Annotated in this window: 20 protein-coding genes and 1 riboswitch; of the genes, 18 read left to right on the plus strand and 2 right to left on the minus strand. The window is 67.5% G+C overall.

The annotated features are described in order from the left end of the window. Positions 1-328: 328 nt before the first annotated feature. From ffh to thiC, 16 genes are all read left to right on the plus strand, one after another. Complete coding sequence (gene ffh, locus J2848_RS32740; RefSeq protein WP_149234876.1) at positions 329-1,714, plus strand: signal recognition particle protein; 1,386 nt, start codon at positions 329-331, stop codon at positions 1,712-1,714. 61 nt (positions 1,715-1,775) lie between these two features. Then, positions 1,776-2,129 carry a 30S ribosomal protein S16 gene (rpsP, locus tag J2848_RS32745; RefSeq protein ID WP_149234833.1) on the plus strand — a complete coding sequence of 118 codons (354 nt, stop codon included), beginning with the start codon at positions 1,776-1,778 and terminating at the stop codon, positions 2,127-2,129. Between the two features lie 60 nt (positions 2,130-2,189). Then, entirely contained in the window at positions 2,190-2,768 is a 579-nt protein-coding gene (rimM, locus tag J2848_RS32750; protein ID WP_149234832.1) for a ribosome maturation factor RimM, read from the plus strand. A gap of 59 nt (positions 2,769-2,827) precedes the next feature. Further along, positions 2,828-3,574: a tRNA (guanosine(37)-N1)-methyltransferase TrmD gene (trmD, locus tag J2848_RS32755; RefSeq protein WP_246194379.1), complete on the plus strand. Its 747-nt coding sequence runs from the start codon at positions 2,828-2,830 to the stop codon at positions 3,572-3,574. A gap of 41 nt (positions 3,575-3,615) precedes the next feature. After that, entirely contained in the window at positions 3,616-4,011 is a 396-nt protein-coding gene (rplS, locus tag J2848_RS32760) for a 50S ribosomal protein L19 (protein ID WP_149234830.1), read from the plus strand. 101 nt (positions 4,012-4,112) lie between these two features. Further along, entirely contained in the window at positions 4,113-4,247 is a 135-nt protein-coding gene (rpmH, locus tag J2848_RS32765) for a 50S ribosomal protein L34 (protein ID WP_012973146.1), read from the plus strand. Positions 4,248-4,288: 41 nt separating this feature from the next. After that, positions 4,289-4,642 (plus strand): ribonuclease P protein component, encoded by a 354-nt coding sequence (gene rnpA, locus J2848_RS32770; protein WP_366520505.1) that lies wholly within the window; start codon positions 4,289-4,291, stop codon positions 4,640-4,642. A 15-nt stretch (positions 4,643-4,657) separates the two neighbouring features. Further along, positions 4,658-4,987: a membrane protein insertion efficiency factor YidD gene (yidD, locus tag J2848_RS32775; protein WP_149234828.1), complete on the plus strand. Its 330-nt coding sequence runs from the start codon at positions 4,658-4,660 to the stop codon at positions 4,985-4,987. 55 nt (positions 4,988-5,042) lie between these two features. Continuing rightward, positions 5,043-6,770: a membrane protein insertase YidC gene (yidC, locus tag J2848_RS32780; RefSeq protein WP_149234827.1), complete on the plus strand. Its 1,728-nt coding sequence runs from the start codon at positions 5,043-5,045 to the stop codon at positions 6,768-6,770. A 105-nt stretch (positions 6,771-6,875) separates the two neighbouring features. Next, entirely contained in the window at positions 6,876-7,559 is a 684-nt protein-coding gene (gene yihA, locus J2848_RS32785) for a ribosome biogenesis GTP-binding protein YihA/YsxC (protein WP_211103319.1), read from the plus strand. A gap of 13 nt (positions 7,560-7,572) precedes the next feature. Continuing rightward, positions 7,573-8,859 (plus strand): cation:proton antiporter domain-containing protein, encoded by a 1,287-nt coding sequence (locus J2848_RS32790; protein WP_149234826.1) that lies wholly within the window; start codon positions 7,573-7,575, stop codon positions 8,857-8,859. An 82-nt stretch (positions 8,860-8,941) separates the two neighbouring features. After that, the gene (argB, locus tag J2848_RS32795) at positions 8,942-9,841 is read left to right on the plus strand and encodes an acetylglutamate kinase (RefSeq protein ID WP_149234825.1); all 900 of its coding nucleotides are present in this window, start codon (positions 8,942-8,944) and stop codon (positions 9,839-9,841) included. A 19-nt stretch (positions 9,842-9,860) separates the two neighbouring features. Beyond that, positions 9,861-10,154, plus strand: coding sequence for a hypothetical protein (locus J2848_RS32800; RefSeq protein ID WP_149234824.1), 294 nt, complete (start codon positions 9,861-9,863; stop codon positions 10,152-10,154). A 112-nt stretch (positions 10,155-10,266) separates the two neighbouring features. Then, the gene (locus J2848_RS32805) at positions 10,267-11,865 is read left to right on the plus strand and encodes a FliM/FliN family flagellar motor switch protein (protein WP_149234823.1); all 1,599 of its coding nucleotides are present in this window, start codon (positions 10,267-10,269) and stop codon (positions 11,863-11,865) included. An 82-nt stretch (positions 11,866-11,947) separates the two neighbouring features. Beyond that, entirely contained in the window at positions 11,948-12,931 is a 984-nt protein-coding gene (locus J2848_RS32810; RefSeq protein ID WP_149234822.1) for a CorA family divalent cation transporter, read from the plus strand. A 77-nt stretch (positions 12,932-13,008) separates the two neighbouring features. Further along, positions 13,009-13,143: riboswitch (TPP riboswitch) on the plus strand. Between the two features lie 132 nt (positions 13,144-13,275). Further along, positions 13,276-15,003 (plus strand): phosphomethylpyrimidine synthase ThiC, encoded by a 1,728-nt coding sequence (gene thiC / locus J2848_RS32815; RefSeq protein ID WP_149234821.1) that lies wholly within the window; start codon positions 13,276-13,278, stop codon positions 15,001-15,003. Between the two features lie 34 nt (positions 15,004-15,037). Here thiC and greB read toward each other — a convergent pair whose 3' ends face one another. Further along, positions 15,038-15,589: a transcription elongation factor GreB gene (gene greB, locus J2848_RS32820; protein ID WP_149234820.1), complete on the minus strand. Its 552-nt coding sequence runs from the start codon at positions 15,587-15,589 to the stop codon at positions 15,038-15,040. Between the two features lie 102 nt (positions 15,590-15,691). After that, positions 15,692-18,679 (minus strand): Rne/Rng family ribonuclease, encoded by a 2,988-nt coding sequence (locus J2848_RS32825; RefSeq protein ID WP_149234819.1) that lies wholly within the window; start codon positions 18,677-18,679, stop codon positions 15,692-15,694. A 700-nt stretch (positions 18,680-19,379) separates the two neighbouring features. Between J2848_RS32825 and J2848_RS32830 the strand changes: the two genes are divergently transcribed. Both J2848_RS32830 and J2848_RS32835 read left to right on the plus strand, forming a co-directional pair. After that, positions 19,380-20,876, plus strand: coding sequence for an N-acetylmuramoyl-L-alanine amidase (locus J2848_RS32830; protein ID WP_149234818.1), 1,497 nt, complete (start codon positions 19,380-19,382; stop codon positions 20,874-20,876). Positions 20,877-21,095: 219 nt separating this feature from the next. After that, positions 21,096-23,636, plus strand: coding sequence for a penicillin-binding protein 1A (locus J2848_RS32835; protein ID WP_149234817.1), 2,541 nt, complete (start codon positions 21,096-21,098; stop codon positions 23,634-23,636). Positions 23,637-23,649 lie beyond the last annotated feature (13 nt).

Raw genomic sequence — 23,649 nt, forward strand, 5'->3', positions numbered from 1 at the left:
GCATACCTTCTCTATTTGGTTACCCACTATCCTAAACAGTCGCCAAAATTTCGTTAAGGTGCGTTGATTTGTGACAAGGATGAGACCGATAACTGCGTCCCGGCAAGGCAGACCTTCGGCCGGTGGGAAAAGACCGCTTGCAACGGTTGACTCGGCCCGCCGGCTTCTCTATGGTCCGCCGACCTGTCTTCTGCAAAGTCGATAGACCGGGTACCCCGGCCCCATGCCGGGTATCTCCGCCAGTCCGCGAATTTCGCGCACTGGCGCTTTCGTGCTTGTGCGGGTGGCGGCCCTGACGCTGGACCCGGAACTGGGGAACGAGTATCGCATGTTCGAAGGCCTGACCGGACGCCTGGGCGACATCTTCGACAAGCTGCGCCGCCGTGGCGCGCTGACCGAGGAGGACGTCTCCGCAGCACTGCGCGAAGTTCGCGTGGCGTTGCTGGAGGCTGACGTCGCTCTGCCCGTCGTCAAGCAGTTCGTCACCCAGGTGAAGGAACGCGCCGTCGGGCAGGAAGTGCTGAAGTCGGTCACCCCCGGCCAGCAGGTCATCAAGATCGTCCACGACAACCTCGTGGAGATGCTGGGCGAAGGCTCCGAGATCAACCTGAACGCCGCCGCCCCGGTGCCGATCCTGATGGTCGGTCTCCAGGGCTCGGGCAAGACCACCAGCACCGCCAAGATCGCGCTCCGCCTGAAGACGAAGGACCGCAAGAAGGTCCTGATGGCCTCGCTGGACGTCCGCCGTCCGGCCGCCCAGGAGCAGCTGAAGGTTCTTGGCGAGCAGACCGGCGTCGCCACCCTGCCGATCGTGCCGGGCCAGGATCCGGTCGCCATCGCGAAACGTGCCATCGAGACCGGCCGTCTCGAAGGCTACGACATCGTCATGCTCGACACCGCCGGCCGCCTGGCCATCGACGAGGAGCTGATGGCGGAGGTCGCGGCGGTCCGCGACGCGACCAAGCCGGTGGAAACCCTGCTGGTCGCCGACGCGATGACCGGCCAGGACGCCGTCACCGTCGCCACCAATTTCAACGACAAGGTCGGCATCACCGGCATCGTGCTGACCCGCATCGACGGCGACGCCCGCGGCGGTGCCGCCCTGTCGATGCGCCAGATCACCGGCAAGCCGATCAAGCTGCTGGGCGTCGGCGAGAAGATCGACGCGCTGGAGCCCTTCCACCCCGACCGCATCGCCGGCCGTATCCTCGGCATGGGCGACGTGGTGTCGCTGGTGGAGAAGGCCGTCGAGACCATCGACAAGGACGAGGCCGAAAAGCTCGCCCGCAAGATGGAGAAGGGCCAGGGCTTCGACCTCGACGACATGGCGATGCAGCTGAAGCAGCTTCGCAAGATGGGCGGCATGTCCGGCCTGATGGGGATGCTGCCGGGCATCGGCAAGATCAAGGACCAGCTGAAGGACGCCAACGTCGACGACGGGATGATCAAGCGCCAGGAGGCGATCATCTCCTCGATGACCAAGGCGGAGCGCAGGAACCCCGACATCATCAAGGCATCGCGCCGCAAGCGCATCGCCGCTGGTTCCGGCACCTCGGTGCAGGAGGTCAACAAGCTGCTGAAGCAGTTCGAGACCATGCGCGGAATGATGAAGCAGGTGCAGAAGCTTGGGAAGAAGGGGATGCTGCGCGGCGGCCTCGGAAACCTGCTGCCGAAGGGACTCGGCGGCTTCGGCGGGAAGGGGCCTTTCGGCTGACCTGACCGCCTCTCGAAATCACCTGATACCTGTTTGACTTGAGAAGAGAAAGTTTCGACCAATGGCTCTGAAGATTCGTCTGGCTCGCGGTGGTGCGAAGAAGCGTCCGTTCTACTCGATCGTCATCGCGGACGCCCGCAGCCCGCGTGACGGCCGCTTCATCGAGAAGATCGGCACCTACAACCCGATGCTGCCGCGCGAGCATGAGCAGCGCATCATCCTGGACGCCGAGCGCGCCAAGCATTGGCTGTCGGTCGGCGCCCAGCCGACGGACCGCGTCGTCCTCTTCCTGGCCAATGCTGGCCTGGTCGAGAAGCCCGCCGTCCGCGAGACCCCGAAGAAGTCGGCTCCGAAGGCCAAGGCGCAGGAGCGTCTGAAGGCCGAGGCCGCCGCTGCGGCCGCCGCAGAAGGCTGACCTTGGGGCTGAGCTTGAGGTCAGGGTTGAGGTCGTGACGACGTGCCGGGTGTTCCTTCGATGACCGCCAAAATCTGTGTCGGCCAGTTCGCGGGATCGCACGGCGTGCGGGGGCTGGTGAAGCTGCGCAGCTTCACCGCCGAACCCGCCGACATCATGACCTACGGCCCGCTGTCGGACGAGAACGGCGCCCGCCGGTTCACGGTGACGCTCCAGGGCATGGTCAAGGACAACTTCCTGGCCAAGGTCGACGGGGTGACAAGCCGCGAGCAGGCGCAGGCCCTGGCGGGTGTGCGGCTCTATGTGGACCGTGGCGCCCTGCCGGCGACGGAGGACGAGGACGAGTTCTACCATGCCGATTTGATCGGCCTGCGTGCGGAACTCGCCGACGGAACCGTCTACGGCACGGTGAAGGCGATCTACGATTTCGGGGCCGGCGACGTGCTGGAGGTCAGGACCGCCGGCGGGCCGCTGGAGATGCTTCCCTTCTCCAAGGCCTGCGTGCCGGTGGTGGACGTCCGGGGCGGCCGCATCGTCGTCGATCTTCCCGCTGTCATCGAAGCCCGCGAGGGTTCCGATGGCGAGGTGGAGGAGGGCGAAGACGGGAGCGGAGACCAGAGCGGGGAGCAGGGGCCGTGAATCACGGCGCTGACGGTCCGCGGGTCTGGACAGCCAAGGTTCTGACGCTGTTCCCGGAGATGTTTCCGGGGCCGCTCGGCCACTCGCTGGCCGGCAAGGCGTTGGAAAATGGAGTCTGGGCGCTGGAATCGGTGGACATTCGCTCGTTCGCGCGCGATAAACACCGCTCCGTCGACGACACCCCCTTCGGCGGAGGGGCCGGCATGGTCATGCGGCCCGACGTGCTGGACGCGGCTTTGACCGCGACGGCGGGACCTGTGGGGGCACCGGGACGCGGCCGGGCGATCTATCTGTCGCCTCGCGGACGGGTGCTGAACCAGGAACTGGTCAAGGAGCTGGCCGCCACCCCGGTGGTGACGCTGCTCTGCGGCCGGTACGAAGGGGTGGACCAGCGGGTCCTCGATGCGCACGGCCTCGAAGAGGTCAGCCTCGGGGATTTCGTGCTGTCCGGCGGGGAACTCGCCGCGCTCAGCCTGATGGATGCCGTGGTGCGCTTGCTCCCCGGCGTCATGGGCAACGTGGAGACGGCGGGCGAAGAGAGTTTCGAACGGGGGTTGCTCGAATACCCCCACTACACCCGGCCGGCGGTCTGGACCGACGGACAGGGTGTGGAGCGCGCGGTGCCGGAGGTTCTGCTTTCCGGTCACCACGGAAAGGTCAAGGCCTGGCGGCTGGCCGAGGCGGAGAGGATCACGGAGGCCCGACGGCCGGACCTGTGGTCGCTCTACCAGGCGGGTCGTTCGGCAGAAACTGTTACGAACAAGGGTCGACGGCAGGCTCGCCGGCGCGACCCGAAACCGGAGTGACGGTCCGCCGCGAGGCGCGCCGATAGAAAAGGGGTAGTGCTATGAACCTGTTGCAGCAGCTCGAGCAGGAGCAGATCGAGAAGGCCCTCGGTGGCAAGACGATCCCGGTCTTCTCGTCGGGCGATACGGTCCGCGTGAACGTGAAGGTCGTCGAAGGCACGCGTGAGCGTGTCCAGGCCTATGAGGGCGTCGTGATCGCCCGCAAGAACGCCGGTGTGAACAGCTCCTTCACCGTCCGCAAGATCAGCTACGGCGAGGGCGTGGAGCGCGTGTTCCCGCTGTACTCCCCGCGCATCGACTCGATCGAGCTGGTCCGCAAGGGCGCCGTCCGTCGCGCCAAGCTGTACTATCTGCGCGATCTGCGCGGCAAGGCCGCCCGCATCGCCGAGCGCACCACCGGCCGCGGCATGGTCAACGGCCGCAAGGCCGCCGAGTAAGGCACCTTCCGGTTCGGTTCAGGTTCATAGGTCCGGCGCCCGGCCAGTCGGCCGGGCGTCTTCTTCCCGTCACAATCAGCAAAGCTTAAGGAGTAGGCGCCATGAAGCGCACGTTCCAGCCGTCCAAAATCGTGCGTAAGCGTCGTCATGGCTTCCGCGCCCGCATGGCCACCGTCGGCGGCCGCAAGGTGATCGCCCGCCGCCGCGCCCGCGGCCGCAAGGTTCTGAGCGCCTGATCCCCGCGATGGCGGCGCCGGACCGCGGGGTCGGGCGCCTGATGCGGCGGCCGGAATTTCTGGCCGTGGCCGGGACACGGCGCAAGCATGTGGCTCCCGGCCTGATCCTCCAGGTGCGCCGGCACGACGACAGGCAGCGGCCCGCCGAAGGCGGTCCGCCCATCCGTTTTGGTTTGACGGCGAGCCGCAAGGTCGGCAACGCGGTGGTGCGCAATCGCGCCCGCCGCCGTTTGCGTGAGGCCGCGCGGCAGATACTGACCGCTCATGCGGCGCCCGGCCATGACTTCGTGCTGGTCGCCCGCGGCGACACGGCCGAGCGGCCGTGGACCGACCTGCTCGGCGACCTGACCGCCGGGCTGAAGCGCCTCGGCCTGTGGCGCGAGGCGGAAGGGTAGGAGGCCCGCGACATCATGTTTCGCATCGCCGGCCTCAGCCCGCTCGCGCACCTGCTCCGCGCGCTCGTCTATCTCTATCGCTGGACCTTGTCGCCCTTCGTGGGCTGGCAGTGCCGTTTCCAGCCGACCTGCTCCTGCTACGCCATCGAATCGCTGGAAAAGCACGGTGCCATCCGGGGGGGATGGCTCACGGTGCGCCGGCTCGGGCGTTGCCATCCCTGGGGCGGGGCGGGCTGGGATCCCGTGCCCGATCCCGGTGCGCCCCAGGCGCGCATGATGCCGCATCGCTGCGGTCCTCGGGAAAAGGGGCATGCGGCGGTTGCCCAGCCCGGCGAAAACCCGTAACAAGGCCGCGCACACGCCGCCCTTCTTCCAAAGGCCCCACGGCAACCGGGACGCCATGACCGACCAACGCAACCTCATCATCGCGATTGCCCTGTCGATCGCCATCCTTCTGGGCTTCCAGTTTTTCTACGAGAAGCCGCGGGTGGAGCAGCAGAAGCAACTCGCCGCCCAGCAGGCCGCCCAGACGGAGCAGTCGGTGCCGGTGCCGGCCCCCGGCGTGCCCGCCCAGCAGCCTCCCGCCACGGTTGAGGTCGCGAAGGAGCGCCCGGAACTGCTCGCCGAGCAGATGGCCGCCGGCACCCGCGTGAAGATCGACACGCCGGCCCTGCACGGCTCGGTCAACCTCGTCGGTGGCCGCATCGACGACCTGACGCTGGCCCAGTACCATGAGACCCCGGACCCGAAGAGCCCGGAGATCGTGCTGCTGGCCCCGGCAGGCACGCCCGCCGCCTATTACGCCGAGTTCGGCTGGGTCCCGCAGGGCGCCGGCATCGCCACCCCGACCGCGACCACGCGCTGGACTGCCGACGGCGCCGCGCTGACCCCGGACAAGCCGCTGACCCTGACCTGGGACAATGGCCAGGGACTGGTGTTCGAGCGCAAGATCGCCGTCGACCCGGACTTCATGTTCACGGTGACGCAGTCGGTCCGCAACACCGGCGCCACCCCGGTCACCCTGCTGCCCTACAGCCTGGTGTCGCGCAGCGGCACGCCGCACACGTCGGGCTACTACATCCTGCATGAAGGTCCGCTCGGCGTCTTCAACGGATCGCTGACCGAAGAGAAGTACGACGACGTCCGCAAGGCCGGTTCGATCGCCAAGGAGACCACCGGCGGCTGGGTCGGCATCACCGACAAGTACTGGCTGGTGTCGCTGGTGCCCGACCCGAACGAGAAGGTCACGGCGCGCTTCCTCTACAACCAGGTCGCCAACACCGACCGCTACCAGACCGACACCATGGGTGCGCCGGTCACGGTGGCGCCGGGTGCCTCGGTCGAGAACACCGGCCGCCTGTTCGCCGGCGCCAAGCAGGTGAAGCTGCTGGACAGCTACTCCGAGAAGCTGAACATCAAGAACTTCGATCTGGCCATCGACTTCGGCTGGTTCTACTTCCTGACCAAGCCCTTCTTCTACGCGCTGGATTTCCTGGGCCGTGTCATCGGCAACTTCGGCATCGCCATCCTGGTGCTGACCGTCTGCGTCAAGGCCGTCTTCTTCCCGCTCGCCAACAAGTCCTATCAGGCGATGAGCAAGATGAAGGCCCTGCAACCGAAGATGCAGGAGCTGCGCGAGAAGTTCGGCGACGATCAGGCGCGCATGAACCAGGAACTGATGGCGCTGTACAAGCGCGAGAAGGTTTCCCCGGTGTCGGGCTGCCTGCCGATCCTGATCCAGATCCCGGTGTTCTTCTCGCTCTACAAGGTTCTGTTCGTGACCATCGAAATGCGGCATGCGCCGTTCTTCGGCTGGATCCACGACCTGTCCTCGCCCGATCCGACGAACCTGTTCACGGCGTTCGGCCTGATCCCGTGGAGCCCGCCGACCATGCTGCATCTCGGCCTGTGGCCGCTGATCATGGGCGTGACGATGTGGTTCCAGCAGAAGATGAACCCGGCGCCGCCGGACCCGGTCCAGGCCAAGGTGTTCCAGTTCCTGCCCATCGTCTTCACCTTCATGCTTGCCGGATTCCCGGCCGGTCTGGTGATCTACTGGGCCTGGAACAACACCCTGTCGGTCCTGCAGCAGTGGACCATCATGAAGCGCATGGGCGTGAAGGCCTGATCCGTCAGCCTCTGCCCGATGTCTGAGACCTGCCGCCGGCAAAGGCCCTTGACGGGACTTTGCCGGCGGTATGTTTTTTAGCCGACCAAAACGAGAGCGCCCGCCATGACCAGCCCCGACACGCCGACCCCCAACACCCCCAGCATCGTTTCCGGCTTCGACGAGGCCGCGCTGGAGGCTGGGCGGCTGCTGTTCGCCAAGGAGTGCGACTTCGTCTGGGGCGCCAACGCGCTGAACCAGCTGCCGGAGGCCGACCTGCCGGAGGTCGCCTTCGCCGGCCGGTCGAACGTCGGCAAGTCGAGCCTCGTCAACGCCCTGACCGGGCGCAAGACGCTGGCCCGCACCTCCAACACGCCGGGCCGCACGCAGCAGCTCAACTTCTTCAACCTCGGCAACCGTCTGAAGCTGGTGGACATGCCCGGCTATGGCTATGCCAAGGAATCGAAGGAGAAGGTGGAGGCGTGGAACGACATGGTCCGCCGCTTCCTGCGCGGCCGGGTCACCCTGCGCCGGGCGCTGGTGCTGATCGATTCGCGCCATGGGATGAAGCCGCACGACCATGAGATCATGGAGATGCTCGATCGCACGGCGGTGCCCTACGTCGTCGTGCTGACCAAGGCGGACAAGGTCAAGGCGGCGGATCTCGACAGGATTCGCCGCGACACCCAGGTCGGGCTGAAGAAGCACCCCGCCGCCTTCCCGGACATCCACGTCACCAGTTCCGAGAAGGGCACCGGCATCGCGGAACTGCGCGCCAGCCTCGCCGCCCTCGCGCTCGGCGCGGAATAGGCGGGCCGCGGCGATGGGTGGCCTTTCTCCCGCGCTGCTGTTCCTGATGCAGGCCCTGCTGTTGATCGCCGGGCCGTTTCTGTTGTGGCGGCTCGGCGGCGGGCGTCACATCGCCCCGATGGTGGTCGTCCAGATCCTGTTCGGCGTGGCGCTGGGGCCGTCGCTGCTCGGCCGGCTGGTGCCGGATCTGTGGGGCGTGCTGTTCGCGCCTGCCGCGCTCGCGCCGCTGTCCGGTCTGGCGTTGATGGCGGTGGTATTCTTCGCCTTCCTCACCGGCCTGCACCTCGACCCCGCCGAGTTCCGCGGGCGGGGCGGGGCCTTCGCCGCCGTGGCGCTGTCCAGCATGCTGGTGCCGACCCTGCTGGGCGGGGCCCTGGGCTGGTGGCTGGCCGGCGCCTTCCCCGGCATGACCGGGAGGCATGCGACCCCCGGATTGTTCGCCGCCGGATTCGGCATCTGCGTCGGCGTCACCGCCCTGCCGGTGCTGGGCGCCATCCTGCGCGAGATGGATCTGCTGGGCGACCGGGTCGGGCGGCTGGCGCTGGGCTATGCCGCGGTGAACGACGCGCTGCTCTGGCTGCTGATCACCGCTGTTTTGGCCTGGTCGACGGCGGACGGCGGGGATCCGTGGGCGGTCGCTCGGGTGGGGTTGCTGGGCTTCGCCTATGTCGGGGCGACGGTCTTGATTGTCCGACCGCTGCTCGACCGGCTGCTGGAACGGGTGGCGCCGGAAGGCCGGATGGGCGACACCGCGGTGGTGGTGACCTGTGCCGCGCTGCTGGCGTCGGCCGCGGTGACCGAACTGATCGGGCTGCATTACATCCTGGGCGCCTTCATCGCCGGCAGCGCGATGCCGCGCCGCTACGCGGCGGCGATCCTCGACCGGCTGGAGCATTTCGCCACGCTGATCCTGCTGCCCTTCTTCTTCACGCTGACCGGGCTGAAGGTGAATCTGACGCTGGACGACCCGGCGCAATGGACCGTCTTCGCCCTCGCCAGCCTCGCCACGCTCACCGGCAAGATGGCGGGCACCGCGCTACCGGCCCGCTGGACCGGCGAAAGCTGGCCGGACGCGCTCCGGCTCGGCACGCTGATGCCGTGCAAGGGGCTGATGGAGGTCATCGTGCTGACCGTCCTGCTGGAGGCTGGGGTGCTGTCCAGCCCATGTTTCTCGGCGATGGTACTGATGGCGGTGGCGGTCACGGCGCTGACTCAACCGATGACGCGGCTGGCCGGATTGTGGCGGCCGGCCGGCGGCACCGCCGCGGCGACCGCGGGTGGCCATCGCGGGGGTGTGTGACCGATAAATTGCCCCCTAGGCAACCGACCGGCCTTTCCGTTAAAGAAACCCGACATTCCACCCCGACAAAGGGCATCCTCCCGTGCAGACTCCCACCCGTGACGAGTGGCTCGCCAAGGCCCGTACCCTGTCCGAAGCGCTGCCCTACATGCGCCGCTATGCCGGGAGCACCTTCGTCATCAAGTACGGCGGCCATGCCATGGGCGATGCCAGCCTGGCGGAGCTGTTCGCGCGCGACATCGTCCTCCTGAAGCAGGTCGGCATCAACCCTGTGGTCGTCCATGGCGGCGGGCCGCAGATCGGCCAGATGCTGGAGCGGCTGAAGATCAAGTCCAGCTTCATCGACGGCCTGCGCGTCACCGACAAGGAGACGGTCGAGGTGGTCGAGATGGTGCTGGCCGGCTCCATCAACAAGCAGATCGTCGCCGCCATCAACAGCGCCGGCGGCCGCGCCGTCGGCCTGTCGGGCAAGGACAGCAACCTGATCACCGCCCGCCGTCTGGAGCGCGTCCAGCGCGATCCCGACAGCAATATCGAGCGGGTGCTGGACCTGGGATTCGTCGGTGAACCGTACAAGGTGAACCCGCAGATCCTGCACGCGCTCGCCCAGTCGGACATCATCCCGGTGATCGCCCCGGTCGGCTTCGACGTCAACGGCGACACCTACAACATCAACGCCGACACGGCGGCCGGCGCGGTCGCGGCGGCGGTGAAGGCAGCCCGCTTCTTCCTGCTGACCGACGTTGCCGGCGTGCTGGACAAGGAGAAGAAGCTGATCGAGAAGATGTCGCTGGAGGATGCCCACAAGGCCATCGCCGACGGCACCGCGTCCGGCGGCATGATCCCGAAGATCGAGACCTGCATCAGTGCGGTGGAGCAGGGCGTCGATGCCGCTGTTATCCTGGATGGCCGTGTGCCGCACGCGCTGCTGCTGGAGATCTTCACCGAAGGCGGCGCCGGCACCCTGATCGGCAAGGCCTGACACTGTCCAAGGGACCCTGATGAGCGATCTGCGCAAGGACCTGCTGCGTCAGATGAAGGCCATCCGCGAGAAGATGGACCCGAAACTGGTGGAGCGCGTCAAATTGGCGGCATTGGGCAAGGTCCCCTATGACAGCGACGCGGCGAAGGAGGCGGTCGGCCACTTCCTCGACGCCAAGCGGGACGGCGGCGCCTTCCGCCGCAAGCTGGAACAGGCGCTGAAGGCCGAGGGTGGGACGCTGGATCTCGACGGGGAGAAGGCGGCGCCCGCCAAACCGGCCGGGAAGCCACGTCGCGGCGGTCGCATCATATAGACTTTTGGTGCTCTGCCTGCTCTCTTAGTCGGCGGTGAGCATTCGCCAGGACCCGGATCTTTGACAGGGCCATTCGGGATCCAATCTGCGTAGAACTGCCTGGGAGGCCGGCATGGCGGCGGACGGAGTCCCCTTGAGCGGTTTGCGGACTGTGCCGGCTGACCGGCTTGCCCGTCTTCTCGGTGGCGAGGCGCCCCAGACCATTGCTGCGGTGCTGTCAGCTCTTCCAACCGAAGTGGCGGCCGAGGCGCTGATGGCGTTGGACGACCACCTTCAGCCTCTTGCCGTGCGCTGCCTGGCGCGCACACGTCGGCCATCGCCCGCCGCGCTCGCGGTTCTCGACCAAGTGCTGACGATGGCCGAGTCTGCGGATTCTGCCGTTGGGGCGGAGGCCCTCGCCCGTATTCTCGACCATGTGGCACCGGAACGGCAGGGCGCGCTTCGCGCTGCCGCCGATGCCGCCCCCACGGATACCGCCGTCATGCCGAGCGCACCCGAGCAGGATACGGAGGTCGGATGGACCCCGCCGGTTCTGCCATCAGGCTTGGCGGCCCTGCTCCAGAACAGGCGGGTTTTGGTAGACCGCCTGCCGATGCTCGAGGTGGTGATCGACCGTTTCGTGCGCATGCTTGCCACCTCCCTGCGCGCCTATAGCGGTGCGTCTGTCGATGTGGCTCTGGTGAGTATGCGGTCGGTGCGCTTTGGCGACTGGGTCAATGACGAGACGGGCGAACGGCCGCTGATCCCGTTTCGCGCGGATCCCTGGAACGATTACGGGCTGCTCGCCATCGACCGGGCCTTTGCCGAGGCGTTGGGCGAAGCCCAGCTCGGGGGTGATCCGGCCGATGTCTGCCTGCGCATTCCGTCGCGGACTCTCAGCAAATTGGACCTTGAGTTGGCGATGGGGGCGGCCCGCCGGCTGCTGGGTGAACTCGGAGCGGCTTTCAAGCCGGTCGCCACGGTGCGTTTCGATGCGGACCGCATCGAAACATGCCCACGTTTTGCGATCATCGCCCGACCGTCTTGCGGCTGCATGTGCGTGCGAGTCGCGGTCGAACTGGATGGGCGGGCCGGTGGCCTGGATCTGCTCCTGCCCTATGGGCTCTTGGAACCGGTGCGCCCACAACTGCAGTCGATGTTTGCTGGAGAACGCTTCGGCAACGATCCGTTGTGGCGCCGCCATCTGCTGCGGGAGACGCTGCACAGCCAGACGACCGTGCAGGTCTTGGTTGGTACGATGCAGCTGCCATTATCCGATCTGTTGGCGGCGGCACCTGGGACGGTCTTCGCCGTCGACGGCGACGCCGATGGGGCCGTCCGCGTCGAGGTGGCGGGCCGCTCGCTGGTGACCGGACGGCTCCGTGCCGGCGAGCGGTGCTGGCGGGTTGTCGTCGCCTCCGAACCGGATGACCTGGAGATCCCCCGTCAACTCCCGCGGATGGCTGCATCGGCGGCGAAAGCCAGAGCGACGCCGGCAAGTTCCGCCCTGCTTGAGGTGGGTGTGAAGCTTTCAGTCATCATTGGCACGGTGGAACGACCCCTGGCCGACATTCTGGCGTTGACCCATGGGGGCGTGTTGGATTTGGACCGCCCGGTTCAGGCACCGGTCGATGTCTGTGTCGAAGGACAGGCAATTGCCCATGGCGAACTGGTTGCCGTAAATGGAGGGTTTGGGGTGCGTCTGCTGGAAATGGCGAGAGCGCGGGGGTGATCCCGTCGATCATGTTGCCGTCCTGCTGCTCCACACGGACGAAGGATGGGCTGAGTTCAAAGCCACGCAAGGAGCGCTAGACTTGCTGCATGTCTTCGTCAATGACGGCGGTCTGCTGCGCTGGGACAAGGGGGCCGCCGACGAGGCGGCGCCGCTGCCCGAGACCGCCGTCTGGCTGGACCTGATCAACCCGACGCCCGGTGAATTGGCGCGGGCGGAGGCATTGATCGGCACCGGCCTGCCCACCCGCGAGCAGATGGCTGAAATCGAGGAGTCGAGCCGTCTGCGCGTTGCCGGCGGTGCGCTGACCATGACCGTCACCGCGCTGGTCTGGGCCGACACCGACGAGCCGCGCATTGCCACCGTCAGCTTCGTGCTGGCCGGGCGGCGGCTGGTGACCATCCACGACATCGACCCGCAGGCCCTGCTCGCCTTCCGCCGCCGTGCCACCCACGGGCAGGTGTCGGCCGCCCGCGGCGAGCTGGTGCTGGCGGCGCTGGTGGATGGGATGATCGACCGCACCTCCGTCGTTCTGCGGCGGACGGGGGTGGAACTGGATGCGCTGAACCGCCGCTATTTCCGCGGGCGCAAGCTGCGTTCCCGCGGCGAGACGCTGGATGACGCGCAGACGCTGAAGCGCATCGGCCATGCTGGCCACCTGATCGGTAAGGCGCGGATCAGTCTGGCCAGCCTCTCCCGCATGACCGACTTCCTGGCGCGCGGCGACGGCTGGAACGCCGGCAAGGCGACGCGGCGCTGGGCCAAGACCACGCTGCAGGACCTGCGCGGACTGGACCAATATGCCCGCTTCCTGTCCGGCAAGGTCGCTCTGGCGCTCGACACCGCGCTGGGCCAGATCAACGTCGAGCAGAACGAGATCGTCAAGATCGTCTCGGTGCTGACGGTGCTGCTCTATCCGCCGATCCTGGTCACCAGCATCGGGGGGATGAACTTTACCGACATGCCGGGACACAGCTCACCCTTCGGCTATCCCAGCGCCTTGGGGCTGATGCTGCTGTCGGCATTGCTGCCGGTGATCTATGTGCGGCTGAAGCGCTGGATGTAACGGGTTTCCACAATGGAGAAGGCGGATCGTCCGCAGCGCTTTCCTTTTGACACGACCGTCCGTCGGCGGCAGGATGGGCCGCATTCCAGGGGGGTCCCGACAGGGGGCTGAGATACCAACGGCCGGACGGCGCACTGCGCAAGCCGGCAGCGTGGTGACCCTTCGAACCTGATCCGGGTCATACCGGCGAAGGGAGGGACCTCGTGACGGGCTGATTCTCGCCCCGTCCGGCCGCATCGGCCCCGCCATACCGGGGAAACCATTCCGAGAACGGCCCGCACGAAGATACCGCACCTCCGTCCGCAGTCCCGGGTTTGTCCGCCCAACTCCGACGGAGAAACCCAATGCCTAAGGACTTCAACGAAGACGCCATCCGCATTTCGACCGGCCCGCTCCCGTCGTCGCGGAAGATCCATGTTCCCGGCACGCGCTTTCCCGATCTGCGTGTCGCCATGCGCGAGATCGCGCTGTCGGGCGGCGAGCCGCCGCTGACCGTCTATGACGCCTCCGGTCCCTACACCGACGAGTCGGTCGCCATCGACGTGCGGGCCGGGCTGGTCAAGCACCGCCGCGACTGGATCCTTGCGCGCGGCGATGTCGAGACCACCGACAGCGGCGTGCTGCGTGCCAAGGGCGGCGGGGCGGTGACCCAGATGGCCTACGCCCGCGCCGGCATCGTCACCGCGGAGATGGAATACATCGCCGTCCGCGAAAACCTGGGTCGTACCGCCGCCTTGGAGGCGGCCCGCGACGGTGAGGATTTCGGGGCAGAGATCCCCGATTTCATCACCCCGGAGTTCGTCCGCGACGAGGTGGCGCGCGGGCGGGCGATCATCCCGTCCAATGTCAACCATCCCGAGTCGGAACCGATGATCATCGGCCGCAACTTCCTGACCAAGATCAACGCCAACATCGGCAACTCCGCCGTGACCTCCTCGATCGAGGAGGAGGTGGAGAAGATGGTCTGGTCAATCCGCTGGGGGGCCGACACCGTGATGGATTTGTCCACCGGCGCCGATATCCACCAGACCCGCGAGTGGATCCTGCGCAACTCCCCGGTGCCCATCGGCACGGTGCCGATCTATCAGGCGCTGGAGAAGGTGAAGGGCAAGGCCGAGGACCTGACCTGGGAGCTGTTCCGCGATACGCTGATCGAGCAGGCGGAGCAGGGCGTCGATTACTTCACCATCCATGCCGGGCTGCGGCTGGCCCATATCCCGCTGACTGCCAAGCGGGTGACCGGCATCGTCTCGCGCGGCGGCTCGATCATCGCCAAATGGTGCCTGGCGCATCACCGCGAGAATTTCCTCTACGACCATTTCGCCGACATCGTCGAGATCTGCCGCACCTATGACGTGGCGCTGTCGATGGGCGACGGGTTGCGGCCCGGCAGTCAGGCCGATGCCAACGACGCCGCCCAGTTCGCCGAGCTGGAAACGCTGGGCGAACTGACCAAGATCGCCTGGGCGCGCGACGTGCAGGTGATGATCGAGGGGCCGGGTCATGTGCCGATGCACAAGATCAAGCACAATGTCGAGAAGCAACTGGCGCTGTGCGGCGAGGCGCCCTTCTACACGCTGGGACCGTTGGTGACCGACATCGCGCCGGGTTACGACCATATCACCAGCGCCATCGGCGCTGCGATGATCGGCTGGTTCGGCACGGCGATGCTCTGCTACGTCACGCCGAAGGAGCATCTGGGCCTGCCCGACCGCGACGACGTGAAGGCCGGCGTCATCGCCTACAAGATCGCCGCCCATGCCGCCGACCTCGCCAAGGGCCACCCGGCGGCGCGGCTGCGCGATGACGCCATGTCGCGTGCCCGCTTCTCCTTCCGCTGGCGCGACCAGTTCGCCCTGTCGCTCGATCCCGACACGGCGATGGCCTACCACGATGAGACCCTGCCGGCGGAAGGCGCCAAGACCGCGCATTTCTGTTCGATGTGCGGGCCGAAGTTCTGTTCGATGAAGATCACGCAGGAAATCCGCGACGCCGCGGAGTCCGGTATGGCCGAGATGTCGCAGAAGTTCCGCGAATCCGGCGGGGAGATTTACCAGCCGGCGGCGGAGTGAATTTGGGAAAGGGGGCGGGTTACCGCCCCCTCCGTCATTCCGCGTATCTGATTTCCAGCACTTCCACCTGTTCCATCCCCGCCGGGGTGCGCACATCCACCAGATCGCCCTCCCGCGCTTTCAGCAGGGCGCGGGCGATCGGGGAGATCCAGCTGACATGGCCGCGGTCGGGGTCGACCTCGTCGGCACCGACGATGGTGATGGTGTTCTCGGAGCCATCCTCGCGGGCGTAGGTGACGGTGGCGCCGAAGAAGATCTGCTCACGGTTCTTCTGGTCCTGCGGATTGACCACCACTGCCGATTCCAGCCGCTTGTTCAGAAAGCGGATGCGGCGGTCGATCTCGCGCAGGCGCTTCTTGCCGTAGAGATAGTCGCCATTTTCCGATCGGTCACCGTTGCCGGCGGCCCAGGACACCACCTCCACCACCTTCGGCCGCTCCACCCGCAGCAGGTGGCGCAAGTCCTCCTGCATGCGCTGGAAGCCGGGCGGGGTCATGTAGTTCTTGAAGCCTTGCGGCAACGGTGCCGGATCGTCGTGATCGTCGTCGTCCTGCGTGTCGTTCTCGCGGGTGAAGGCCTTGCTCATGGTCCGACCTGTCCTGTGGCAGGGATGATAACGTCCGGGAAAAGGAAAAGGCGCCTTGCGGCGCCTTTTCCCGTTCCAGAGGTCCCGGTTGGGCCGTTCGGTTTACCGCTTCCACCAGCCGCGGCGCGGCTTGGCATCGGCGTCGGCCTCATTGCTAGCCGTAGTCGCAGCCGGCTCGGGAGCCGGGGCCGGAGCGGCGTCGGGAGCAACCTCGGCCGGGGCCTCGGCGGCAGCCTTGCGCTTGCGCGACGCCTTCTTGGCGGGCGCCGCTTCGGCAACGGTCTCCGCCGGCGCCTCGACTGCGGCGGCGGCCTTGCGCTTGCGGCCCTTGGCCGGGGCTTCGGCGATGGGCGCCGGAGTCGGCTCGGGGGCAACTTCGACCGGAGCCTCGGCAGCGGCCTTGCGCTTGCGCGACGCCTTCTTGGCGGGTGCCGCTTCGGCAACGGCTTCCACCGGCGCTTCGACCGCGGCGGCGGCCTTGCGCTTGCGTCCCTTGGCCGGGGCTTCAGCGACGACCGCCGGAGCTGCAGCCTCGGCCGGAGCTTCGGCAGCGGCCTTGCGCTTGCGCGACGCCTTCCTGGCGGGCGCCTTGGCGGCTTCGGCCGGAGTGGTCACCGGCGGCTCGGCGGCGATCACCGGAACCAGAGCTTCCTCGACCGCCGGAGCGGCTTCGCCGGCCAGGATCCAGTCGAGATCGCTCGCCTCGGCCGGTGCCGGGATCTGCGCCGGAACGTCCTGAACCGGAGCGGCGGCGGACTCTTGGTCAGCGGTCTCATCACCGCCCTCCAGCCCTTCCGCACCTTCGCGGCGCGACCGGCGACGGCCACCGCGCTTGCCGCGGCGACGCTTCTTGCGACCATCGCCGTTGCGCTCGCCGGCATCGGCGCCGGTTTCGTCCTCGCCGTCATCCTCGTCCCCGTCGTCGCCTTCGGCGCCGGCGGAGTCGCTCTCGGGCTCGGAGATGGCGGCGCTGGGGATGGCTTCGGCGGCAACCGGCAGGGCGCTCTCGTCGCCGTCCTGCACGCCGTCCTGATCCGCCTCGTCGGTCTCGGACTCGCCCTCAGCGCTATCGCCCTCGGTCCGGCCTTCCTCGCGGTCACGGCCACGGCCGCGGCGGCGGCGGCGGCGGCGGCGGCGATCCTCGCCATTGCCGTCGCCGTTGGCTTCGGCGCGCTCGCCGGTCTCCTCGACCTGAACGGCCTCGGTCTCGGCTTCCGGCTCTTCCACCGTCTCGACCGGCTCGGCGGCCAGCGCACGGTCGGTCTCGGCCATCACGCGGTCGGCGCTGACCAGCGGTCCGTCCTCGTCGGGCAGGCGGGCCTTGTTGCGTTCCAGACGGTGATCCGGGGCGATCAGCGTATCGTCGGCCTGGACCATCACGCTGAAGGCGTGACGTTCTTCGATCTTGGCCAGCTCACCGCGCTTCTGGTTGAGGATGTAGAGCGCGATGGAGGTCGGGACGAAGATGGTGATCTCGGCCGAGCGCTTGCGGATGCCCTCTTCCTCGATGGCGCGCAGGACGTGCAGCGAGGCGGATTCGACCGAACGGACGACGCCGGTGCCCGAGCAGTGCGGGCAGCGCTCGAAGTTGGTCTCCAAGAGCGACGGACGCAGACGCTGGCGCGACAGCTCCAGCAGGCCGAAGGCGGAAATGCGGCCGAGCTGGATGCGTGCCCGGTCGTTCTTCATCGCCTCCTTCATGCGGCGCTCGACGGCGGCGTTGTTCCGCGGCTCCTCCATGTCGATGAAGTCGATGACGATCAGGCCGGCCAGATCGCGCAGACGCAGCTGGCGCGCCACCTCGTCGGCGGCCTCCAGGTTGGTCTTGTAGGCGGTTTCCTCGATGTTGCGCTCGCGGGTCGACTTCCCGGAGTTGACGTCGATGGAGACCAGCGCCTCGGTCGGGTTGATGACGATGTAGCCGCCGGAGCGCAGCTGCACCACCGGGCTGTGGATGGCGTCGATCTGTGTTTCCACCTGATAGCGGTGGAACAGCGGGATCTGGGTGTCGCGGTACAGCTGGACACGCTGGGAATGGCCCGGCATCAGCATGTCCATGAACTCGCGCGCCGTGCGGAAGCCGGCCTCGCCCTCGACCCAGATCTCGTCGATGTCGTTGGCGTAGAGATCGCGGATCGACCGCTTGATCAGGTTCGCTTCTTCATAGATGAGGCAGGGCGCCGACGACTTCAGCGTCTGTTCGCGGATGTCGTCCCACAGGCGCAGGAGATATTCCAGGTCGCGCTTGATCTCGGGCTTGGAGCGCTCCAGCCCGGCGGTGCGCAGGATCACCGCCATGCCGTCGGGAATGTCGAGATCCGACAGGATTTCCTTCAGGCGCTTGCGGTCGGCCGGGTTGGTAATTTTGCGGGAAATCCCGCCGCCGCGGCCGGTGTTCGGCATCAGGACGCAGTAGCGGCCGGGCAGCGACAGGTAGGTGGTCAGCGCCGCACCCTTGTTGCCGCGCTCTTCCTTCGTCACCTGCACCAGCATGACCTGCCGGCGCTTCACCACTTCCTGGATCTTGTAAGAGCGCAACGGGCGCGAGCGGCGGCGCTGGGTTTCCGCCTCCTCGTCCTCGTCACCGCCGAGCGTGTCGGGAGCGGCGGCGGACGGGGCGGCCTGCTCTTCACCGGCCTCGGCATCGTCGCCGTTCTCGTCGCCGTCTTCCTCATCCGACGCCTCGGGCGCGATGGGGGAGGGCATCGGCGACCATTCCTCGACCACCTGCTCGGGGCGGATTGGCTCGGCCATCACGGCGCCGTCGGCGGCGGCCTCGGCCCGGGCTTCCGCCTGCTCCTCCAGCCGGCGTTCCTCGGCCAGCAGGGCCTCGCGGTCGGCCATCGGAATGCGGTAATAGTCGGGATGGATTTCGGAGAAGGCGAGGAAGCCGTGGCGGTTCCCGCCATATTCCACGAAGGCCGCCTGGAGTGAAGGCTCGACCCGCGTCACCTTCGCCAGGTAGATGTTGCCCTTCAGCTGCTTGCGGCTGGCGATCTCGAAGTCGAGTTCCTCCAGCCGGTTCCCATTGACCACGGCGACCCGGGTTTCTTCCGGGTGCGTGGCATCCACCAGCATGCGCTTGGCCATATACGTTCCTCAACGGCGCGACCCAGGGAACCCGCGCGACCGGTCGGGCCGCCTGGACGCAGCGTCTGTTGTGGGCGAAGCATACGGCACGACGGACCGGAACCGCCGAACGGCGCTGACGAGAGCAGCCAGGACGGCCCGGTCGACACGCGCCGGGCTGCCGCCTTGCGGCCACAGCCAGCTTCGAGGTTTCGTCCTCTCACCGCCAACCCGAACGCGCCACCCGCGACGTCCCTCCGGCGCAAATGGCCGGACAGGCGGTGTCGAGGGCGACGCCGCAGCCTCTTGGTCGGCCCCGTGACCGGCGATCGGCTGACCTTTGGCTCGATGGGATCGATGTCCGGGGATCAGCGAATCGGCGCTCACCTTGGGAGTCCGACCCTGGTCTGGCGAATTGCGGTCTGTCGCAAAGATACCATAGACAAGCGATCCCTCTTGCACAACGCGGAAATGCGGCGATTCGGTGAACAAGTTGATCGCGGGGAAGCGGGGCTGCGCGCTTCCACCCTGACGGCCTGTCCGGGTGCCGCCGCTGCCATGCCGACGCTTGCAGCCACACTCACTGTTGCAGGAACGGCACCCCCGGCCGGAATTGACTCGCAGCCTGACGATCCGCGTTGAGAGCGTTGAATTGGCTAGGCTATAGCTGGTCATCAGCCGCCTCTTTTCACTGCGCCTCTTCTGCCGCCGAGGAGATTTGATGCCACGGCCGCCCAGCCTGCCGACCACCACCGCACCCGACCACCTGCCGCGTTCCGTCCATTCGCCGCATGGGTGGGTCGTCCGTGTCCTTGGGGTGTTTCTGCTGGCGATGGTGCTGCTGGGCTTCGGCGCGGCCGGGATGATGACCGCAACGGCGATGGCGCAGACCACGGCCGCCCTGCCGTCGGCGCCGCCGCGCACGGCGGTGGTCGACGCCCGGCTGGGCATCCACCCGGACAAGACCCGCTTCGTGCTGGAGTTGAGCGACCCCGTGTCCTTCAGCGTGTCGGTGGCGGCCGATCCCTACCGCGTCATCGTCGATCTGCCCGACCTGATCTGGCCCGGCGGCTCGTTGCCGGTGGAGGGCAAGGGGGTGGTCGCGCGCTATCACCATGCCGGGGGGCCGCGCGGCACGCGGCTGACCTTCGAGACGGTCGGCCCGGCCCGGCTGCGCGAGGGCTATATGATCCCGGCGCGCGACGGCCATCAGCCGCGCCTCGTCCTCGACCTGGAAAAGGCGACGCCGGCGGAGTTCCGGCAGCTCGCCGCCGGCGGGAAGGACACCAAAGAGGTCGGCGGCAAGGGCTCGCTGACGATGTCGTCCATCCTCTCGTCGGCGATGGCGGTTCCGGCGCCGGTCCCGGCCCCGCAGCCTTCGCCGCCGGCGGCCACCGAGTCCACCGTCTCGGCCCCGCCGCCCTTTGTGCCGCTGCCGCCGATCCCGCCGGCCCAGTTGATCCCGGCCGCTCTGCCCGCCGCCCCGCCGCCACCGGAGAACAAGCCGCCGACGGTGGCGGAAAAGCCGCTGATCGTGCTCGACCCTGGCCATGGCGGCCAGGATCCCGGCGCCATCGGCGTCGGCGGCATCTATGAGAAGGACATCACGCTCGCCACCGCCAAGGAGGTGAAGCGCCAGTTGGAGGCGACCGGCCGCTACCGGGTGAAGCTGACCCGCGACAGCGACGTGTTCATCCGCCTGCGCGACCGCGTCGCCATCGGGCGCGAGGCGGGCGCCGACCTGTTCATCTCACTGCATGCCGACAGCATCAGCAGCGGCGACATGCGCGGCCTGTCGATCTACACCCTGTCCGACAAGGCCTCCGACCGCGAGGCGGAAATGCTGGCCGCCAAGGAGAATAGGGCCGACGCGCTGGTCGGGCTCGACCTGTCGGGCGAGAACCAGCTGGTCGCCAACATCCTGATCGATCTGGCCCAGCGCGACACGATGAACCATTCCAAGCGCTTTGCGACGCTGGCCTTGCAGGCGCTGGGGCGCGACGTGCCGCTGATCTCCAACCGGCCACACCGGCAGGCCGGCTTCGCCGTGCTGACCGCCCCCGACGTGCCGTCGGCGTTGATCGAGATGGGATACCTGTCGAACCGGCAGGATGTCGGTCTGCTGACCTCCGGCGCGCACCGCGAACGGCTGGGCAAGGGGCTGGCCCGCACCATCGACAATTATTTCCGCTGGCTGCATGGATCGCAGCGCAGCTGAGGCGTGGCATTGAAAGGGAGGGGGCTTACCCCTTCTGCGTCGGCGATTTCTTGCACGTGCCCTCTGCGCGTCACATTTTCCTGACATGACGGGAACGGGGGCGGCACTTCGCGGCGTGGCGGTGTAGGATGCGCCGCCCTGTCAGGCATGGCTCGCGGTCCGGCCCCGGAAATGGGCGGGCCTCGGCCGTGCCCTTCGTCGTTTCTTGCGGGATTGGTCATGCGCCTTCTTTTGTCCTTGCTGATGGCCTTCGTGATGCTGGTTCTCGCCGGCGCCGGGGGGCTGGTCTTCCTGTTCCAGCATTACGACCACGACCTGCCCGACTACACCAAGCTGGCCAATTACGAGCCGCCGGTGACCACGCGCATCTATGCCGGCGACGGGCGTCTGATGGCGGAATTCGCGTCGGAACGGCGCATCTTCGTCCCGATCGACGCCATGCCGCGCATGGTGATGAATGCCTTCATGGCGGCCGAGGACAAGAATTTCTATGCCCACCAGGGCGTCGACCCGATCGGCATCCTGCGCGCGATCCTGACCAACATCGAGAATTTCGGCCGCGAGCGCCGGCCGGTGGGCGCCAGCACGATCACGCAGCAGGTCGCCAAGAACATGCTGCTGACCAACGAGGTGTCCTTCGCCCGCAAGATCAAGGAAGCGATCCTGGCGGTCCGCATCGAGCAGGCCTTCACCAAGGACCGCATCATCGAGCTGTATCTGAACGAGATCTTCCTGGGCAACCGCTCCTACGGCGTGGCGGCGGCGGCGCTGAACTACTTCAACAAGGCGCTGGACGAGCTGAGCATCGAGGAAGTCGCCTTCCTGGCGGCGCTGCCGAAGGCGCCGTCCAACTACAACCCCGACCGCCAGCATGACGCCGCCGTCGCCCGTCGCAACTGGGTGATCGGCCGCATGGCGGAGGACGGCTACATCACGCCGGAGGAAGCGAAGGCCGCGCAGGGCCGGCCGCTGGTCACCCGCAAGCGCGACGAGCAGGAGGTGGTGACCTCCGAATATTTCTCCGAGGAGATCCGGCGCGAGCTGGTGAAGCTCTATGGCGAGCAGGCGCTGTATGAGGGCGGGCTGTCGGTCCGCGCCTCGATGGACCCGGTGCTGCAGGCGACGGCCACCAAGGCGTTGCGCGACGGGCTGATCGCCTATGACCGCCGCCATGGCTGGCGCGGCCCGGTCGCCAAGATGGAGAATTTCGACAACTGGTCGAAGAAGCTGGCCGCCATGCCGCCGCCCGCCGGGGCGGAGGGCTGGAAGCTGGCGGTGGTGCTGAAGGACGATCAGGCCGACGGGCTCGACATCGGGCTGGCCGACGGCAGCCGTGGCCGCATCCCGCTGTCCGAACTGCGCTGGGCCCGCGCCTCCAAGGACGGTGACGTCGCCGGTCCGGCGATCCGCAAGCCGTCTGACGTCGCCAAGCTGGGCGACATCCTGCTGGTCGAGCCGGTGAGCGGCCCGCCGGCCAAGGACGAAGACGAGAAGCCCGCGAAGAAGAACGACAAGTCGGCCGCCAAGGAGCTGCCGCCGGGCAGCTACGGCCTGCGTCAGATCCCGCAGGTGCAGGGCGGTCTCGTGGCACTCGACCCGCACACCGGCCGCGTGCTGGCGATGGTCGGCGGGTTCTCCCCCGCAATGAGCGTGTTCAACCGCGCCACCCAGGCGCTGCGCCAGCCCGGTTCGTCCTTCAAGCCCTTCGTCTATCTGACGGCGCTGAACCAGGGCTTCACCCCGTCGTCGCTGGTGATGGACGCCCCCTTCTCCTATGATCCGGGCGGCGGGCAGCCGGTCTGGCGGCCGGAGAACTACAGTCACGAGTTCTACGGCCCGACCCCGCTGCGCGTCGGCATCGAGAAGTCGCGCAACGTCATGACCGTCCGCCTCGCCCAGCAGATCGGCATGGACAAGGTCAAGGCGTTGGTCGAGAAGTTCGGCATCGTCGACAACCTCCAGCCCTATCTGCCGATGTCGCTGGGTGCCGGCGAGACGACGGTTCTGCGGCTCGCCACCGCTTATGCCATGCTGGACAATGGCGGCAAGCGGGTGGTGCCGACCTTCATCGACCGGGTGCAGGACCGCAACGGCAAGACCATCTTCCGCCATGACAACCGTTCGTGCGAAGGCTGCACCAACGTCAGCTGGAAGGACGGCATGGCGGTTCCCGCCGTGCCCGACACCCGCGAGCAGGTGAACGATCCGCGCACCACCTACCAGATCGTCTCGATCCTGGAAGGCGTGGTGCAGCGCGGCACCGCGGCTGCGCTGAAGTCGCTGGGCAAACCGCTGGCCGGCAAGACCGGCACCACCAACGACAGCCACGACGCCTGGTTCATGGGCTTCTCGCCCGATCTGGTGGTCGGCACCTACATCGGCTTCGACCAGCCGCGGTCGCTGGGCGGCCATGAGACCGGCGGTTCCGCAGCGGTGCCGGTGTTCAAGGAGGTCATGCAGGTGGCGCTGAAGGACAAGCCGGCGACGCCGTTCCGCGTGCCGCCGGGCCTGCGCCTCGTCCGCGTCAACCCGGCCAACGGCCAGCTGGCTCAGTTCGGCGACAACCGCGCCATCTGGGAAGCCTTCCTGCCGGGGACCGAACCCAACCCCGACCAGCCGCAGGTGGTGCTGGACGGTTCCTCGCAGGCTTCCGGCGCCATGATGGGCGACCCGAACGCCACCGCCGGCTTCGGTACGCCGCAGCCGGGCGTCCCGGCCCCGCCGGCGGCGGCGACGCTGGGAACTGGCGGGCTCTACTGAGCCGCAAGAATAT

Source organism: Azospirillum lipoferum (assembly GCF_024170005.1).
In the GTDB taxonomy this organism is placed as follows: Bacteria; Pseudomonadota; Alphaproteobacteria; order Azospirillales; family Azospirillaceae; genus Azospirillum; species Azospirillum lipoferum.

Bases quoted from the DNA above. Each gene is read 5' to 3' on its own strand.
- rplS (WP_149234830.1), top strand. From the start codon at position 3,616: ATGAACCTGTTGCAGCAGCTCGAGCAGGAGCAGATCGAGAAGGCCCTC.
- thiC (WP_149234821.1), top strand. From the start codon at position 13,276: ATGCCTAAGGACTTCAACGAAGACGCCATCCGCATTTCGACCGGCCCG.
- rnpA (WP_366520505.1), top strand. From the start codon at position 4,289: ATGCGGCGGCCGGAATTTCTGGCCGTGGCCGGGACACGGCGCAAGCAT.
- ffh (WP_149234876.1), top strand. From the start codon at position 329: ATGTTCGAAGGCCTGACCGGACGCCTGGGCGACATCTTCGACAAGCTG.
- rpsP (WP_149234833.1), top strand. From the start codon at position 1,776: ATGGCTCTGAAGATTCGTCTGGCTCGCGGTGGTGCGAAGAAGCGTCCG.
- rimM (WP_149234832.1), top strand. From the start codon at position 2,190: ATGACCGCCAAAATCTGTGTCGGCCAGTTCGCGGGATCGCACGGCGTG.
- yidC (WP_149234827.1), top strand. From the start codon at position 5,043: ATGACCGACCAACGCAACCTCATCATCGCGATTGCCCTGTCGATCGCC.
- J2848_RS32790 (WP_149234826.1), top strand. From the start codon at position 7,573: ATGGGTGGCCTTTCTCCCGCGCTGCTGTTCCTGATGCAGGCCCTGCTG.
- greB (WP_149234820.1), bottom strand. From the start codon at position 15,589: ATGAGCAAGGCCTTCACCCGCGAGAACGACACGCAGGACGACGACGAT.
- yihA (WP_211103319.1), top strand. From the start codon at position 6,876: ATGACCAGCCCCGACACGCCGACCCCCAACACCCCCAGCATCGTTTCC.
- J2848_RS32805 (WP_149234823.1), top strand. From the start codon at position 10,267: ATGGCGGCGGACGGAGTCCCCTTGAGCGGTTTGCGGACTGTGCCGGCT.
- J2848_RS32825 (WP_149234819.1), bottom strand. From the start codon at position 18,679: ATGGCCAAGCGCATGCTGGTGGATGCCACGCACCCGGAAGAAACCCGG.
- J2848_RS32800 (WP_149234824.1), top strand. From the start codon at position 9,861: ATGAGCGATCTGCGCAAGGACCTGCTGCGTCAGATGAAGGCCATCCGC.
- trmD (WP_246194379.1), top strand. From the start codon at position 2,828: ATGTTTCCGGGGCCGCTCGGCCACTCGCTGGCCGGCAAGGCGTTGGAA.
- J2848_RS32835 (WP_149234817.1), top strand. From the start codon at position 21,096: ATGCGCCTTCTTTTGTCCTTGCTGATGGCCTTCGTGATGCTGGTTCTC.
- rpmH (WP_012973146.1), top strand. From the start codon at position 4,113: ATGAAGCGCACGTTCCAGCCGTCCAAAATCGTGCGTAAGCGTCGTCAT.
- yidD (WP_149234828.1), top strand. From the start codon at position 4,658: ATGTTTCGCATCGCCGGCCTCAGCCCGCTCGCGCACCTGCTCCGCGCG.
- J2848_RS32830 (WP_149234818.1), top strand. From the start codon at position 19,380: ATGCCACGGCCGCCCAGCCTGCCGACCACCACCGCACCCGACCACCTG.